Source organism: Paenibacillus sp. FSL M7-0420, assembly GCF_038002345.1.
In the GTDB taxonomy this organism is placed as follows: domain Bacteria; phylum Bacillota; class Bacilli; order Paenibacillales; family Paenibacillaceae; genus Paenibacillus_AQ.
The window spans coordinates 2514895-2529030 of record NZ_JBBOCJ010000001.1 but is presented as its reverse complement, the minus strand read 5'-3'; the positions used below and the strand labels follow the sequence as shown (position 1 = coordinate 2529030).

14 protein-coding genes are annotated in these 14136 nt (G+C 45.1%); 1 reads left to right on the top strand and 13 read right to left on the bottom strand.

Annotation, left to right across the window (positions count from 1 at the left end):
• Positions 1–129: 129 nt before the first annotated feature.
• Positions 130–909 (top strand): helix-turn-helix domain-containing protein, encoded by a 780-nt coding sequence (locus MKX51_RS10585; protein ID WP_340992304.1) that lies wholly within the window; start codon positions 130–132, stop codon positions 907–909.
• Here the strand turns inward: MKX51_RS10585 and MKX51_RS10580 are convergent.
• Genes MKX51_RS10580 through MKX51_RS10520 form a run of 13 tightly spaced genes read right to left on the bottom strand, consistent with a single transcriptional unit; the run spans position 870 to position 14121 of the window.
• Positions 870–1037 (bottom strand): hypothetical protein, encoded by a 168-nt coding sequence (locus tag MKX51_RS10580; protein WP_340992303.1) that lies wholly within the window; start codon positions 1035–1037, stop codon positions 870–872. The two genes, MKX51_RS10585 and MKX51_RS10580, sit on opposite strands and share 40 nt — an antisense overlap.
• A 52-nt stretch (positions 1038–1089) precedes the next feature.
• The gene (locus MKX51_RS10575; RefSeq protein ID WP_340992302.1) at positions 1090–1578 is read right to left on the bottom strand and encodes an LURP-one-related/scramblase family protein; all 489 of its coding nucleotides are present in this window, start codon (positions 1576–1578) and stop codon (positions 1090–1092) included.
• A gap of 50 nt (positions 1579–1628) precedes the next feature.
• Positions 1629–2339 carry a 2Fe-2S iron-sulfur cluster-binding protein gene (locus MKX51_RS10570; RefSeq protein ID WP_340992301.1) on the bottom strand — a complete coding sequence of 237 codons (711 nt, stop codon included), beginning with the start codon at positions 2337–2339 and terminating at the stop codon, positions 1629–1631.
• Positions 2340–2355: 16 nt separating this feature from the next.
• Entirely contained in the window at positions 2356–4011 is a 1656-nt protein-coding gene (locus MKX51_RS10565; RefSeq protein WP_340992300.1) for an FAD-dependent oxidoreductase, read from the bottom strand.
• A gap of 52 nt (positions 4012–4063) precedes the next feature.
• Positions 4064–4600, bottom strand: a complete 537-nt coding sequence (locus tag MKX51_RS10560; RefSeq protein ID WP_340992299.1) for a hypothetical protein — start codon at positions 4598–4600, stop codon at positions 4064–4066.
• A gap of 29 nt (positions 4601–4629) precedes the next feature.
• Entirely contained in the window at positions 4630–5319 is a 690-nt protein-coding gene (locus MKX51_RS10555; RefSeq protein WP_340992298.1) for a 4'-phosphopantetheinyl transferase family protein, read from the bottom strand.
• Positions 5320–5360: 41 nt separating this feature from the next.
• Positions 5361–6596, bottom strand: a complete 1236-nt coding sequence (locus MKX51_RS10550; RefSeq protein WP_340992297.1) for an ABC transporter permease — start codon at positions 6594–6596, stop codon at positions 5361–5363.
• Complete coding sequence (locus MKX51_RS10545; protein WP_340941805.1) at positions 6506–7639, bottom strand: ABC transporter permease; 1134 nt, start codon at positions 7637–7639, stop codon at positions 6506–6508. Before MKX51_RS10545 ends, MKX51_RS10550 begins: the two co-directional genes overlap by 91 nt.
• A gap of 29 nt (positions 7640–7668) precedes the next feature.
• The gene (locus tag MKX51_RS10540) at positions 7669–8592 is read right to left on the bottom strand and encodes an ABC transporter ATP-binding protein (RefSeq protein WP_340992296.1); all 924 of its coding nucleotides are present in this window, start codon (positions 8590–8592) and stop codon (positions 7669–7671) included.
• A gap of 37 nt (positions 8593–8629) precedes the next feature.
• The gene (locus tag MKX51_RS10535; RefSeq protein WP_340992295.1) at positions 8630–9451 is read right to left on the bottom strand and encodes a thioesterase II family protein; all 822 of its coding nucleotides are present in this window, start codon (positions 9449–9451) and stop codon (positions 8630–8632) included.
• Between the two features lie 20 nt (positions 9452–9471).
• Entirely contained in the window at positions 9472–9957 is a 486-nt protein-coding gene (locus MKX51_RS10530; RefSeq protein ID WP_340992294.1) for a hypothetical protein, read from the bottom strand.
• Between the two features lie 3 nt (positions 9958–9960).
• A complete protein-coding gene (locus MKX51_RS10525) occupies positions 9961–10731 on the bottom strand; it encodes a hypothetical protein (protein ID WP_076073539.1) in 771 nt (256 codons plus the stop codon).
• A 48-nt stretch (positions 10732–10779) separates the two neighbouring features.
• A complete protein-coding gene (locus MKX51_RS10520) occupies positions 10780–14121 on the bottom strand; it encodes a thioester reductase domain-containing protein (protein ID WP_340995586.1) in 3342 nt (1113 codons plus the stop codon).
• Between the last annotated feature and the right edge of the window lie 15 nt (positions 14122–14136).

Below are 14136 nucleotides of genomic sequence, written 5' to 3'. Positions count from 1 at the left end.
ACGCTTTCATTATGGGGGAGACACCTATTTATTGACAACGCTCACATTTTTACTTCACTTATCCGGCATTGACAAAAACACAAAAAAACCATGCTATAATTAAGCATGTTTGCCGGGAGGAGAACCGAAATGGCCCTTATACACTATGTCGAGTGCAATACGACACACGCTTCGAATTTCGTTGTAGATGTTCCCGCCGGTGCGCATTGGCTCCTGGTCATTACCAAGACTCCGGCGCTATTCTGGGTGCAAGGCGGACTCAAGCAATACCCTGCGCACAGCGTAGTTCTCTACCAGCCGCAGCAGAAGGTCTATTATCAGGCCTGCGCCGGCCAGTTCATCAATGACTGGATTCGTTTTGAATCAAGTGAGCCTTATATTACGGAATCACCGCTTCCCTTGGGCATTCCTTTTGCGCTTAGCGACCCTGACTATTGCCAAAAGCTGCTTGAGCTGCTGGCCACCGAGCATCATATGGGCGGCGACTGTAAGTCCTCTTCCATCGATCTGCTCCTGCGCGCGCTGTTCAACAAGCTGTGGGAATCCTATTTCCAGGACAATATTACCCCGCAATATTACAAGCTGCTGAAGCTGCGCACGTCCATTCAGACCAATCCCGGGGAGTACTGGACCGTAGCCAGAATGGCCGGTGTGCTGGAGATCAGTTCAGGCTATCTTCAGAATATCTACAAAAAAACCTTCGGATTCTCCTGTATGGAGGATGTCATTAACAGCCGCATCCGCATGGCCAAGGAATACCTCATCCACAGCACAGAGAGCACCGCTGATATTGCAGCACGGTGCGGCTATCCGAATGTGGAGCATTTCTGCCGGCAATTCAAGCAGGTGACCGGGTATACACCGCGAAATTACCAGCGGCAGGCCAAGGCCGGGGCTTCGCCGCCGTAACTCCAGAGCCTGTCGGGAATTCCGGCCGTTACGCAGACCAGATCATAATACTTGCCGGCACACGGCCGCCAGCACTTGGCCAGCACCGGGGCGAACTCGTGATCCTGCAGCGCACCTTGCCCGTGCATGTCAAAGACCCTCTCCGCCCGGAGAGGGTCTAATTGAAAGGATTGTTAATCGCTACTGATTAGAAGCCGAGGCTTCATCACTTTTCACACAATCAATAGCGACTACAATCGCGATGATGATCGCCTCCAGCTCCTCATTCAACACCTCAACACTGTAGCTGTCGCCCCAGGTGAACCACTTCTTGCTCACTTCCCCTACGACCGTCCCGCGCTGCAAGACCTGGAAATCCATATCCCACCAGTTCCCGTGCACCTCAATATCCGCCGAATCTATCGAATAGCGCGCCTTGAAGAACGACAGCTCCTTCTTAATGGTGAGCACCTCACGGCCATCCGCTTCCACGAAGAACTTGGGCAGGAAGCTGAACACCTTCTTCGTAATCTGTGCAACTTCCCTTCCGCCTGCATTCATAATCGAGAAGGTCTTTGGAATCCGCATGAAGCTGCCCTCCACGTAATACACATCCTGTTCCCGCTCATCCTTCACCGTGAACTTCTCGCCTATGCTGGATACCTTTTGCTTGATGTAGAGCTGTTTCATGGTGTGTCCTCCGCTATCGTAGTTTGGTAATGTCATTCATCAGTTTCATCTTATCCATGCTTCCCAAACATATTCCACATTCCCCAGACCGATACTCTATTCATTTTGGAGATCGCCTCCACAATCGGAATGTCCATGGGGCAAACCTCCTGGCAGGCAAGAGATTTGGAACAGCCATCATATACTCTTTGGGTATATTGTTTTTTATAGGCTTTGTCCTCACTTAATAATGTCAGATTAGTCATCGACATCGCGGAGGACATTCCAGTAAATAATTCACCCAGGCTATAATTGGGGCAGACCTCCAGACAACTGCCGCACATCAGGCATTGGGACACTTCATATTGCAGCGTTAAATTGGCGGTTCTAACCTTTGCCGGCTCTTCCAGCCATAGCTTCATGTCCTTCATCACTTCAAACATTTGACTCCGATCCACTGCCAAATCGCTTATGACCGGGAATTTACTTAGGGGATGAATCGTAATTTCATTGTTCTCTTGTACCAGATCATCGCAAAATAATTGGCAGGACAGTACCGGCTTCTCATTAACCACCATTGCACATGCTCCGCACAGTCCCTGTTCACAGCTGCAGTCCCAGCGTATCGGCCGTTCTCCCTCGTCCCTTTCCAGCATTTCACTATTCAGATTATTAATTAGAGTCCCTATGGATACATGTAATTCACCCGAATATTCAAAATTCTGCCAGTATGCTTCCTTCATTGCATCTTCCTGCCGCTTGATATTAATCCTGATACTCATAGTACTGCCTCTTTTCTTAATTAAACTCAATGCAGATACTATTATTCAGAAATACTGCATTCGTAGATTTCTTGAATTGTTTATCATTTTTTTCACTATAATCGATTCTCTGATGTGCCCCCCGGCTCTCTTTTCTGGCCAATGCCGACTCGACCATTCCCCTTGCCAATACAATATTGGCTGATAAAGTTTTGTATTCATAAAAATGATGATGATACCATGACTCTGCGCTGTCGTTGTTCATTTCCTCCAGCCTTTTTTTCGCTTCAAGCAGCTGTCTCTCTTTTCTATATATACCCATGGCGCCATACATAAGCTCTGATAATTCTTGTTTGATCTGAACATAGCCTTTTATAGAAGTGTTCGCCCTCTTCTCCCAATGCTGCAGCTCCTGATTTGCTGTCTCCAGCTGCTGTTCACCTATTTTGTCTGCGGCAGCAGTATCCATTGGGCCGACCCTTAGAGAGCTTTCGGCTGCAACCCATCCTCCACAAATCGCGCCTAATAGCGAATTTCCGCCCAGTCTGTTTGCCCCATGATATTGAGCGGAGCATTCTCCTGCGGCAAAAAGTCTCGCCAGATTCGTTGTGTGATTCTTATCCGTCTTGATTCCCCCCATAAAGTAATGAATCCCTGGAGCAACCGGAATGGGTTCCTTATACGGGTTGACCTTTAAGAATTTCGAACAGATGCTGACAACTTCGTCTAACTGTACATCAATAATTTCCGGGGACAGATGAGAGACATCCAAATAAACCTCCTGGCTCCCGTTAATGCCCAGCTTCATCTCATTACATACTTTATAGATACTCTGACTCACCACATCACGCGGCATTAATGCCCCATATCCCGGAAACCACTCCTCCATGAAGTACCAGGGCTGCCCCTCTCTGATGACATACAATCTTCCTCCGACGCCACGTGCAGCCTCCGTAATCAGCATACGTTTGGAAGGGGTATGTACTGTTGTAGGATGATATTGAATCATCTCCAGATTGGAAAATTCGACCCCTTGTTCAAGCAGCATTCCCGCGGCATAGCCATCATTTAATCTGGAGCCGGTAGTTTTTCCGAAAACGCCATTCGGCCCTCCGACGGCCATAATCACTGCATCGGCAACCAGGCTTTTCAATTCGTTCGTGTTTTCGTGCAGCAGAACAGCACCCGCACATTCCTGGCCCTCTATTAATAGGGAGTGGAATCTCCAGCCCGTCAGCCGCTTGATTTGGCCAGCAGCTTCATATTTCCGGCATTTTGCGATAATAGCTGTGGCAATTTGTTTACCGGTACGCGCACCCGCGTAGGCAGTACGTTTCTTTTTTTGACCGCCGAAATTCCGTAAATCCACTCTGCCCTTCTCATCCCGGGTGAAATTCACACCGATTTCTTCAAGCCAGCGGATGATCTCCGGAGCCCTCCGTACCAGATTAGCCACGGCTTCAGGGTCATTAAGCTCACTGCCTCCCCGCATGGTATCCGCAAAATGCTCATCTATCGAATCATCTTCTTGTTTGGTATTCAGGGCAGCATTAATTCCGCCCATGGCCATTACAGACTGCGCTCTCTCTGAATACGCCGGTGACACCAAGGTAACAGCTGCTCCTTCTTCCACAAGCTTCAGCGCTGCCGTCATTCCGGCCAGGCCGCTGCCCATTACAAGTATATTCTTCATCCGAATGTTGACACTCCTCTCTCTCCCTCAGACAACAGCTTCACCCGGCTGTCTATGCTGCCCAAAACATAATTTGGGACCCCATATACATCACCAGCACCAAGGCTAAGAAGACATAGGTCCCTCTGATGAAGAGCGGGTAATGCTCCCGTTTTTTAATGACTCCCATGGATATAAAGAGTTTGGGCACACTGATGGCCATATGCAGACCTACAGTTAAGAGAAACAAAAACTCTGCTGAAACATAAATAATATTAAACATAGTCCCGTCTATCCGTTTACTTAATTCAATCACCAGGATATGCACCAATAAAAATATCCCTGTGAAAATACCCGTTGCGGACTGGATTACAGTGCCCATATTGAGCTGCGGATATTGCTTGGCTTGTTTATCCCTTTGGCGATTTTTCACCATCAGGAAGATCGCGGAAAGCATATGGACGGACATGACAATGGACAGAATTCCGCCGATGGTCATATGAATATATCCATACGGCATGATTCCTGCGTAATAGATACAGGCCACTATAAGATGTATCAAAAAAAACAAAGTGCTTAATGCTCCGGAAATCGCAACTATTTTCTTCATGCCAGGGACTCCTTACCAGATTTTATCCATTAACTTTCACTCTTAATATAGGCTACAAGGTCATGAAGTGATATTTTTTCCATATGGATCTGATCAGGTGTGCTTACACAAACGGCAAGCCTGTAATTATCCTGCAGCAAGTAACGGTTAAAATAAACTGTATGGTCTTCTTGGGAGCAGAGCTGTACGGATTCTCCGTTAATCATGAAATAAAATGAGTTCAGCGGCTTACTCAGCCCGACGCCCAAAAACTTAATATAACTTTCTTTTAACGTCCAGAAATCATACAGCGAATGAACCTGCTCTCTTATTTCCCGAGAAATGATATCCTCATACTCTTTGACATGGAAGAAGCGTTTAGCAATATCCAAGTCGATGTCCCGGATTTCTTCAATATCTATGCCAATATCCTCAGTATCCAATCCGCAGACTACATACTTTCCAGAATGAGATATATTGTAAAATACCTCATTCTGATCCTTTACATAAGGTTTTCCGTATGAATTTTTGTCAAATTCAATGTCTTTCATCGTAACTCCGGTTTTCTTGGCGATCATGAATCTGGCCAGCACTTCCCCGTACAAGCTTCTTTTCCGGTCTGCCTCAAACCTGAATTTGTGTAAGGCTTCCCTTTTGTCTGAAGCACATGTGCCCAGTAACGTCTGATAATCATCAGCACTTATGGGGTCTTCGATATTAATATAATAGAGTTCTGCCATAGTTATATTCCTATCCTTGTCTAGTTGAATTCGTTGCCACTTTAGGAGAGACTTCTGAATTTCTTTTCCCGCTTGCTGGTTATGATGACCGATATGGCTAGAATCACCGCTGCCATTCCGCCCAGTAAAGACGCCTTGCCAGCTATATCCCCCAAGGTTAAGCCTTGCTGTAAATCCAGAATACTTCCCATAGCCCATCTTGCCGGTGAAATATAGGAAATGGCATTGATTAATTTAGGAAACAGTTCCACCTGAATAAAGCAGCCGCCCAAAATAACAATCAGCAGGTTCGCAAAATTGGAAATCATGGAAGCAGCATCTGCCTCTTCCGTAATGGAAACATAGAATGTCCCCAAGGAGACAGCCACCATAGCCGTCAGGAAGAGAATCAAGAACAGCACACCGGGCTCCACGCCAATGGAGGTATTCGTAAAGTATTCCATGCTGAGGATTGCGGCCAGAATTTGAAAGGCGGTGATGACCAGATTGCAGAGTACATTGGACAGATAATACATCCATACTTTGGCCGGAGAGAGGAAGATCCTGGAGTAAATATTGCGCTCCCTGTCAATATTAATTACATTCGCTATGGCCGAGGAATTGAAGAAAATAAACAAGATCAAAAAACCGACAAAGATATTGGAGTTGTTGTACTCCGTATACAAATCGTTAAGAGAGGTTTTCTCCACAAACTCAGAGCTGGCGATATAATTGCCTACCGCATTCTCGAATACAGCAGCATCCCCCCCTGAAATCTTGCCCAAGTTGCGTAAATTCAACAAATGATTTTTGAGGATAGCCTGAAGCAACGTATATACGTTTTGCTCTTCGTTTCCTTTCACCACAAGATTCTCAATGGAATTATTCAACAACCCATCCTGGAATCCGCTGCGGATAACCAAAGCTGTATTTATTTTATTACTTTGAAAATTGGCCTCCACTTCATTCTCATTCATCTTGAAGATCTTGATGCCCTCCAGGCCGTCAACAATTTGGGTGATGGCTTCCGATGCCCGGGTTTTATCTCCATCCACAATACCCACGTTAACAAAGGTTGTCGAGTAACTGACCATTTTACTGGCAATGATTAAGACGATAATCGGAGTGATGGTCATTAACAGAAAAGAAATCGGTTTATGCATTATCGTAATTCTTAAGTTATTTTTTATTAATGCATAAAATGTTCTCATGCTCTTAATTCCTCCTTCTTTTCTTTGGCAACAACGATAAATAGACTGACGAATATTAAAAGGAGAAATATGGCAGAGCTTACCCATATCATTTGGTTGTCATGCGCGTAGGTACTTTTTAAAATACCAATATTCACCCATCGTAACGGGGAGACCAGCAAGACTTTGCCGAATACACCGTCCATATCGTAAGGAAATGGGGTATACGATCCCCCGAGAAAGGAGAAAATCGGCAGGATAATCACAGAAAGAATCACATCCACTTTGCCGCGCGCTTTTAATAATTGGGCCACTAACATGCCTAGAGCTACATTGAAGATGGCAAATAAAACAATATACAGGTACATGAATAAAGAATAATTGCCCCAGTTCACATCCAAGTAGGTTATTGAGAAAATAAAGGCTGGAATAAATACCACAAAGGCAAAAATAGAGTACGCGGCCAAGGAGGCTAGATAATACTTCACCCGGCTAAGTCCTGTAAGTAAAATTCTCTCTTTGATTTTGGTTCTTTTGTCCGTAAATAAATCCCCAATGGGAATCAGCATCATATACATCACCATAAGCGTTAATTCCACCACCCCATAGTAATCATAGGAGCTCATGGCACTTTTGGATGGAATCAGTTCTACAGGCACTTCATACGTGGCATTATCCGCACCAATCAGTTCAATCGCTTTTTCCCCGTCAATTTTATAGGCTTCCTTAACCGTCTGGATGCTGCTGGCCACGCTTCGGAATAAGGCTACCACTCTGGCCGTATTTAACGGCTCCGATTCATTTCCGTAGACCAGGATCTTCTCCTTATCCAGGTGCACGAATACTTTTTTGTTCACCCGTGCCTCTTTTTTGCCTTCTTTCTCTGAGCCGGTGTAGCCCATTTTTATCCCGTAATCTTTTTCAATGGATACAGAGGCTGTGGTTAAGGCATCAATAACCTCGGCTGCCATTCCCTCCGATTGATTGAGCAATGCAACATCAACCATGGTCAGGTTTGATTTGTCTGAGAAGGCTCCGGTCAGAATCGAACCGATCAGAATCATTAAAAAGATAGGGAATATCATCAAGAATAATAACCACTTTGGATTTCTGATTTGATTTTTAATGATTTTCTTTATGATCTGAAACATATGATCTTCCTTTCCTCTAGACTCTATGGTCAGTCGCGTAACTTGCGCCCTGTCAATGTCAGGAATACGGTTTCCAAAGTAACATCAGTGGTGCCGATACTTCTGATTTTCACATTTTTGCTGGTTACGTATGCAATAATTGCATTCAAATTATCATTTTCTTTTAACGACTCCACCTGGATCAGGTTGTCATTGATTTCCACATTAACCACGCCATCAATTTGGGAGATTGCTTCCTTATCCAGTTCAAGAGCATCATCCACAGTTAGCTGCAGAGATTTCTTATCACTGATCAGATCTGTTAATTCTTTCTTTGTCCCCGAAGCAATGACCTGGCCTTTGTCAATAATGGCTATGCGATTACAGATCGCTTCAACTTCCTCCATATAATGTGTTGTGTAGACAATCGTCACGCCTTTCTCATTTAACCGCTGGACTGACTTCAGGATGTGGTTTCTGGACTGCGGATCAATCCCGACCGTTGGCTCATCCATAATAAGAATCTGTGGTTGATGGACCAAAGCAGTGGCAATATTCAATCGTCTTAGCATCCCGCCGGAGAAGGTCTTCGCTTTTTTACGTTTGACATCGGACAGGCCGGTGAATTCCAAGGCTTCATCGATTCCATTCTCCAATTCTTTCCCTTTCAGTCCATACAGCTCACCAAAGAACTTAACGTTCTCATACGCAGTGAAATTATCATACAGGGCAATGTTTTGCGGGACAAAGCCAAGCTTTCTTTTCTCATCCTCCACCTTATTTCCGAATAGCCTGATGTTCCCCGATGTCGCATGAAGCAGGCCGCATACCAGATTAATCGTAGTACTCTTGCCGGCTCCATTCGGGCCTAACAGACCAAACACCTCACCTTTTTCAATGGACAGATTGAGTCCGTTTACTGCGGTATAGTCACCAAATTTTTTGACCAGGTTATCGATTTGAATCACATTCATCTTTCATCCTCCACTCTTTTTAAATGGCAAGCCGGTGTTATAGTGCTTCTCTTTGAGCTTGATCCGTAAGCCTATTCCCTATATCCATTAATTTATTGCGCAGATGGAACAGAAGCATATTGGGATTATCCATAAAATAAAAATGGTTCCCCTGAAAGAGGGTGAGTGCGTATTTTTGGGTGGTGTATTTCTTCCATCCCTCTAGTTCTTTCTTAGTAGCAATGCTATCGCGGTTCCCGCCATAGATATCAAATGACACCGGGACGGCTTGCGCACTCTCAGGATTATACGTTTCACACATTTTCATATCTTTTCTAAAGGTAGGCAGGATTAATTCCAGAAACTCTCTGTTCTCACTGAAAGCGTCCGGGATTCCGCCAAGACTGATGATTCTATCCATAAATTCAGCGTTGCTTTTCAGATATAATTTGTCATTGCCGTCTTCTGTCAGACTCTCCGTGAACTTGTTCATATAGCTGGGTGCTTTCATGCTTGATATAATTACATATTCCGGTAAAGGAAGCCCCTGTTTATATATTTTTTGCGTCAGCTCATAGGAGACCAGCCCTCCCATGCTATGCCCGAACAACACGTACGGCACATCTGTGTACTCTTTCATTTCCTGGAGTAATAGATCTGTAAGTATATCCATATTATCAATGGCCGGCTCCGTTATTCTGGCCCCTCTGCCAGGCAGCCTGACAAAGCAGGTCTCCACATCCCGCGGCATCTGCTCTTCCCAGTGCAAAAAGGTTGAAACATCTCCACCGGCAGGAGGGAACAAAAACAAACGTAATCTGATTTCGGACTTTTCAGCGTTTCTTTTGAAAAAAAACCATGGTTTAACTTCTTGTTTCATGTTATCCTCCACTCTTCTCATTAAGCTGCAAAATTCAGATAGGTGTTAAGGGTGTGAAATACCCCAAAGGTAATGGCGACCCCTACTCCCAAATGATCCCCCAGCCATTTCTCTGCTAAAGCGAAATACACGGACGGGAAGATGGACATCCCCATGAATACGAAAAAAGTCCCGCTGATCAAGGTATAGTCCATCCCGCCCGCAAAATAACGAATCCATAAAGCGTAATAGAGCAGTAAAAATACGGCCATTCCAAACACATATTTGCTTTGCAATGACGGAGAGCTTTTGTTTACGCGAAATATTAATACAAGCATTAATAATATTTGGCTCGAACGTTCAATATAACTAAGGATTTCAACCCTGTTGTCGAAGGCCGCCCCGGTTCCGGCAGTTCCGTTTACCGCAAATGCGTAAAATAACAGATTAGGAAGCAATACCAGCAAAAGAATAATCAGGCCCTTGAGAGAAAAGCCGAGCCTGTTTTTAGTTAAGGTTGGTTTCATCGTTTATGCCGCGCTCTTTTTTTGCTCCAGCAGGGTGGTAATGCTTTTTTCGAACATCGCTTTATTCTTTCTCATATCAAAGAACATCCAGATGTGATACACAGCTCCCATAATTCCGCCGAGAAGAGCCGTAATCTGCATAACGGTCATCTGACCGCCATCGAAATAAATGATCGTATCCGTCATTGCAAAAACCATGGTGATGATCAAATCCAGTCCGACGATAATGCCCAAAATGTTGAGCTTGGAGGAGAAAACCTGATTTCTTTTGCCCAACAGCGAAGTCACCAGATACCATAATCCAAAGCCGCCAAACATCCAGATAAAGTCAGGGTCGAGCGGGAAAGCTGCTACTTCCAAGGCTACCCGGTACATTTCATTGCCTGTGGAATACAAAGTCATAACCTTCATAATAAATATTTCTCTCATCCACTCCAGGGACAGCAAGCCCGCGCCGCCATAACCAACAATGGTTACCCATTTGTAAAAGCCTTCCCATTCATAGCTTTTGGATCTCACTGTTGACACTGCCGTCGATATCCAGTAGATGGACAAGAAGCCGATCGCTACGAAGATATATCTCCATAAATGCGGAATAAACGGATGGGCGGCAATTTGCTCATAGAATTCCGTTCCTCTGTATTTCTCCGCCGGATCAATAGGCATCAGAATGCCTATTCCCATATAGAGCAAGCCTATGAGCAGAGAGACCCACATCCCGCTAGTGTACAGGCTCATTTTCTTTGCTGTAATTACATCCAATCTTTCCTTCATCATGTTTTCCTCCTATAAAATCATATAATTGTAAACTTCTCTGATCCTTCACTTGACCTCAACGGGTAATTCAAAATACTTTGTCTTCACAAAGTAATCCAAATACCGGTTGAACACCTCCTCTCCTACCTCCGGGCAAGTGATCGCAGTTTCACTCAAGCCTTTGGTAACATTGGTAATGTCATAGGTTATTTCCACATCCCATTCCCCCATATCTTCCGGAATGAACGGCAGCATAGCCTTGGTCGTATTCAGATAAGGATTCCCGGCAACTCTGTCCACCAACTCATCCTTCCACTGCGCATAGGGCATTTTTTCAACTTTGAACCCGTACGAATTCATCCAGGTATACACCTGATGCAGTGTATTCATTTTACTGGCGACAATATGGAAGTTCTTGTTGGTTGATCCTGCTTGGGTGGATAATGCTACAATAGACTTGCTGACATAATCCACAGGAATGAATTCTATATTCACATTCTCCTCGAACAATACCCCTGCCTCTACACAGCTTTTGATCATAAGCCACATGATATCTCTGGTCTGACATGCCCCTGTGGTGCTGGAGCCGGAGATTCTGCCGACACGGTAGATACTCACCGGAATGCCTCTCTCTTTGGCCAGAGCTATAATTCTCTCGCCAACCCACTTGCTCTGCTGATATCCCAGTACAAGCACCTCATGATCGGACGGAATGGTATCCTCGTATGCGATATAGCCGTTTTCGTGTGAGAGCGTAGAGAATACATAATGAGTTGACACATAATGTACCTGCTTCAACTTATGAGTGGATGCCAGACGTAAAATCTCCTGAACTCCCTGTACGTTTACATCTTTAATCTTGTTATAAGGCTCCATGAAATTAGTGATAGCGCCCGCATGATAGATAGCATCGACTCGGGCTGCCAATTCGTTGAAATCCTGCAGCTGTAGGCCAAGTAAAGGTCTGGCAAGATCACCCGTGCAGACTTCCATTCTGCTGCTGTAAGCTTCGTCCCATAAATGGTACATTTTCATATTAGCCACAACTCTGTCGTAGCCGCTCTGCACACTGTCCGCACGGACCAGCAGCACCAGATGATAATCTGTCATAGCGATAAGCTCCTGCAGCAGAAATGCCCCAAGGAATCCCGTCACACCTGTCAAAAGGACGTTATGGACCCGGGTATGATCCCACGCTTGAAGTTCCTTTGCTCCGGTAATTTCCTCGTCCAGCCACACCTCATTTTTCAAGAATTCCCGTGTCTTATAGCGGAAATTACTTACGGCGTATTCATTGATATCCTGTTTATTTTGCTCGCTTTTGACCGCTTCAATATACATCGCCATTTGCTCAATGGACGAGCTGTCGAAGAAAATCCGCACCGGCAGCATAATATCAAAGGCATTCTTGAACTTTACAATGAGCTGGGCCGCCATGATGGAGGTTCCGCCAAGCTCGAAAAAGTTATCCAAAACTCCCACTTTGTCAACGTTAAGAATATCTGCCCACAAGCCGGCGATTTTTTGCTCCGTTTCCGTTCTCGGCTGCATATATTCAACCTTAACGCCTGTTCTTGTTTTCATTTTCGAATCCGCAATCGCCCTCATTATTTCTTCAATAGACTTTGTATGACTAACCAGATCGTTAATTTGATCTTTTTCGGCTTCATCCAGCTTATTCCATCTATTGAAAATGAACTGGTAGGGGTCGAAGCTGCGGTCTGCCTTGTGCGGTTCGTCTGGAGTATCTGCTACTTTGTCTGCTTTGTTAGGATGGAGTGCTTCATTCGCATAATCCGCGAGCTTTTCACAAGAAATTGTCAGGGCTTCACCTGAGTGAACACGCTTCAAGTCCGTGCGGGTAATCCTGGCCAGAAACTGAGCCGCACTCTCATTCCTGCCGCTGGATTGATAGTGGAACACTATAGAGTCACACTGGTGTTCTCTAATTCTATGGGCTAATTCCTTCATTAAATGATATTCAACATTTTTACCGAGCACCCGGCAATTTAAGAGCAGAGCGTCAACCTTGAAGCTCTTCTTATCAACTGTCCCAATGATGGTACCGGCCGTACCATAATCTCCAAATCTGTCTTGTACCTTTACGGAATAAATCAATTGATTATCCCCGTTAAGCGCTCCGATGATTTCTTCCTGCGTCCATAGTAACCCTGTCAGGTTGAAGTCTTTGGTATTATGGAGGATATGCTCGATCTTCTCGGCCTGCCGCTCATTGATTTCCCGCAGAGTGACTTCCAGCTGGATGGATTGAAGGAATTCCTCCAGACTGTATTCCTCTGTGCTGTCTGCCAAGACATCTTCGCCATTGCTGTAACGGGAAGCTTCAGCGGATATATAATCCAGAATCCCCGAGGCCTCTACGCTCTGCATCCAAAGTGTAGAATCCTCCGGCAGCAGCAGCTGGCGGATTCCGCTTAAGTACAGCTCTTTCGTATCCAGTACAATGAATTGATCCAGTGAAACGCCATGTTCTCTATGTATTTGCAGGATTGCTTCTGTTATCGATTCACACTCACAGCTCATATACTTACATTCTTGCTTGGTGAGGATGAGATCTTCCCTGTCCAATATGGCATTCAATTGTCCTGGAGTGGATCTCGAACACAGCATGATTTCATTTCCCCAGCTTACAAGTTCCTGCAGATAGCTCTGAAATAAAAGGTAGGAATCATCCGTAACCACTCTTTGCTCATCCAATTCATGAAGAACTGCGTGTCCTTCTTGTTCCTCTTGCTCACACAATAGGACATCCGCATCAAATACAAGGATATTGCGCTTATTTCTCAGATCCAGCTTGATGAGCCGGCTAATCTGTCTTGCAGCCTCTTTGTAGATGCTATTCACATAAGGAGCTTTGGCAAAAGCATACATGCCCATGTGATAGCTCTGATCTGCGCCGTATCTGCGGATCAGCTCTTCCCCGTCTGCCAGGTATATGCCTTCAACGACTCTAAGCTTATCTATCATAAACTTTCGCAGCATCATGGAAGTTTCCATTGCACCGTACATAATTTGCAGGTCACCGGCTCCCAGAGGCCTGTTCTCATAGACAGGGGGGAGCATAAAAATCAGCTTGCAGCGGAGTGCCGCCTTGGCATGCAGAACGGCCTCGATCAACATCGACAGATCAGCCTTGCATGAATTAAAGCTCTCTTTCCGATAGAAATCTTTCCGGCCTATCATATCTTCCAACCGGGTCCAGATGACTAAATAATCTGGTTTCTTCTGAAATAATAAGCTGTCCGGGTCCATGCACTGGGAAATAATCTGATTATAGGGTCCGGTTTCAACGTTGAACGGAAGCCCGGGTTCCTTAAGATCTTCTTCAAGATAGTCTTCCAATAAATCAGCAGTGAAGCTGGACAATACATAAATATTGCGCGGCATGTCACTCACTATATC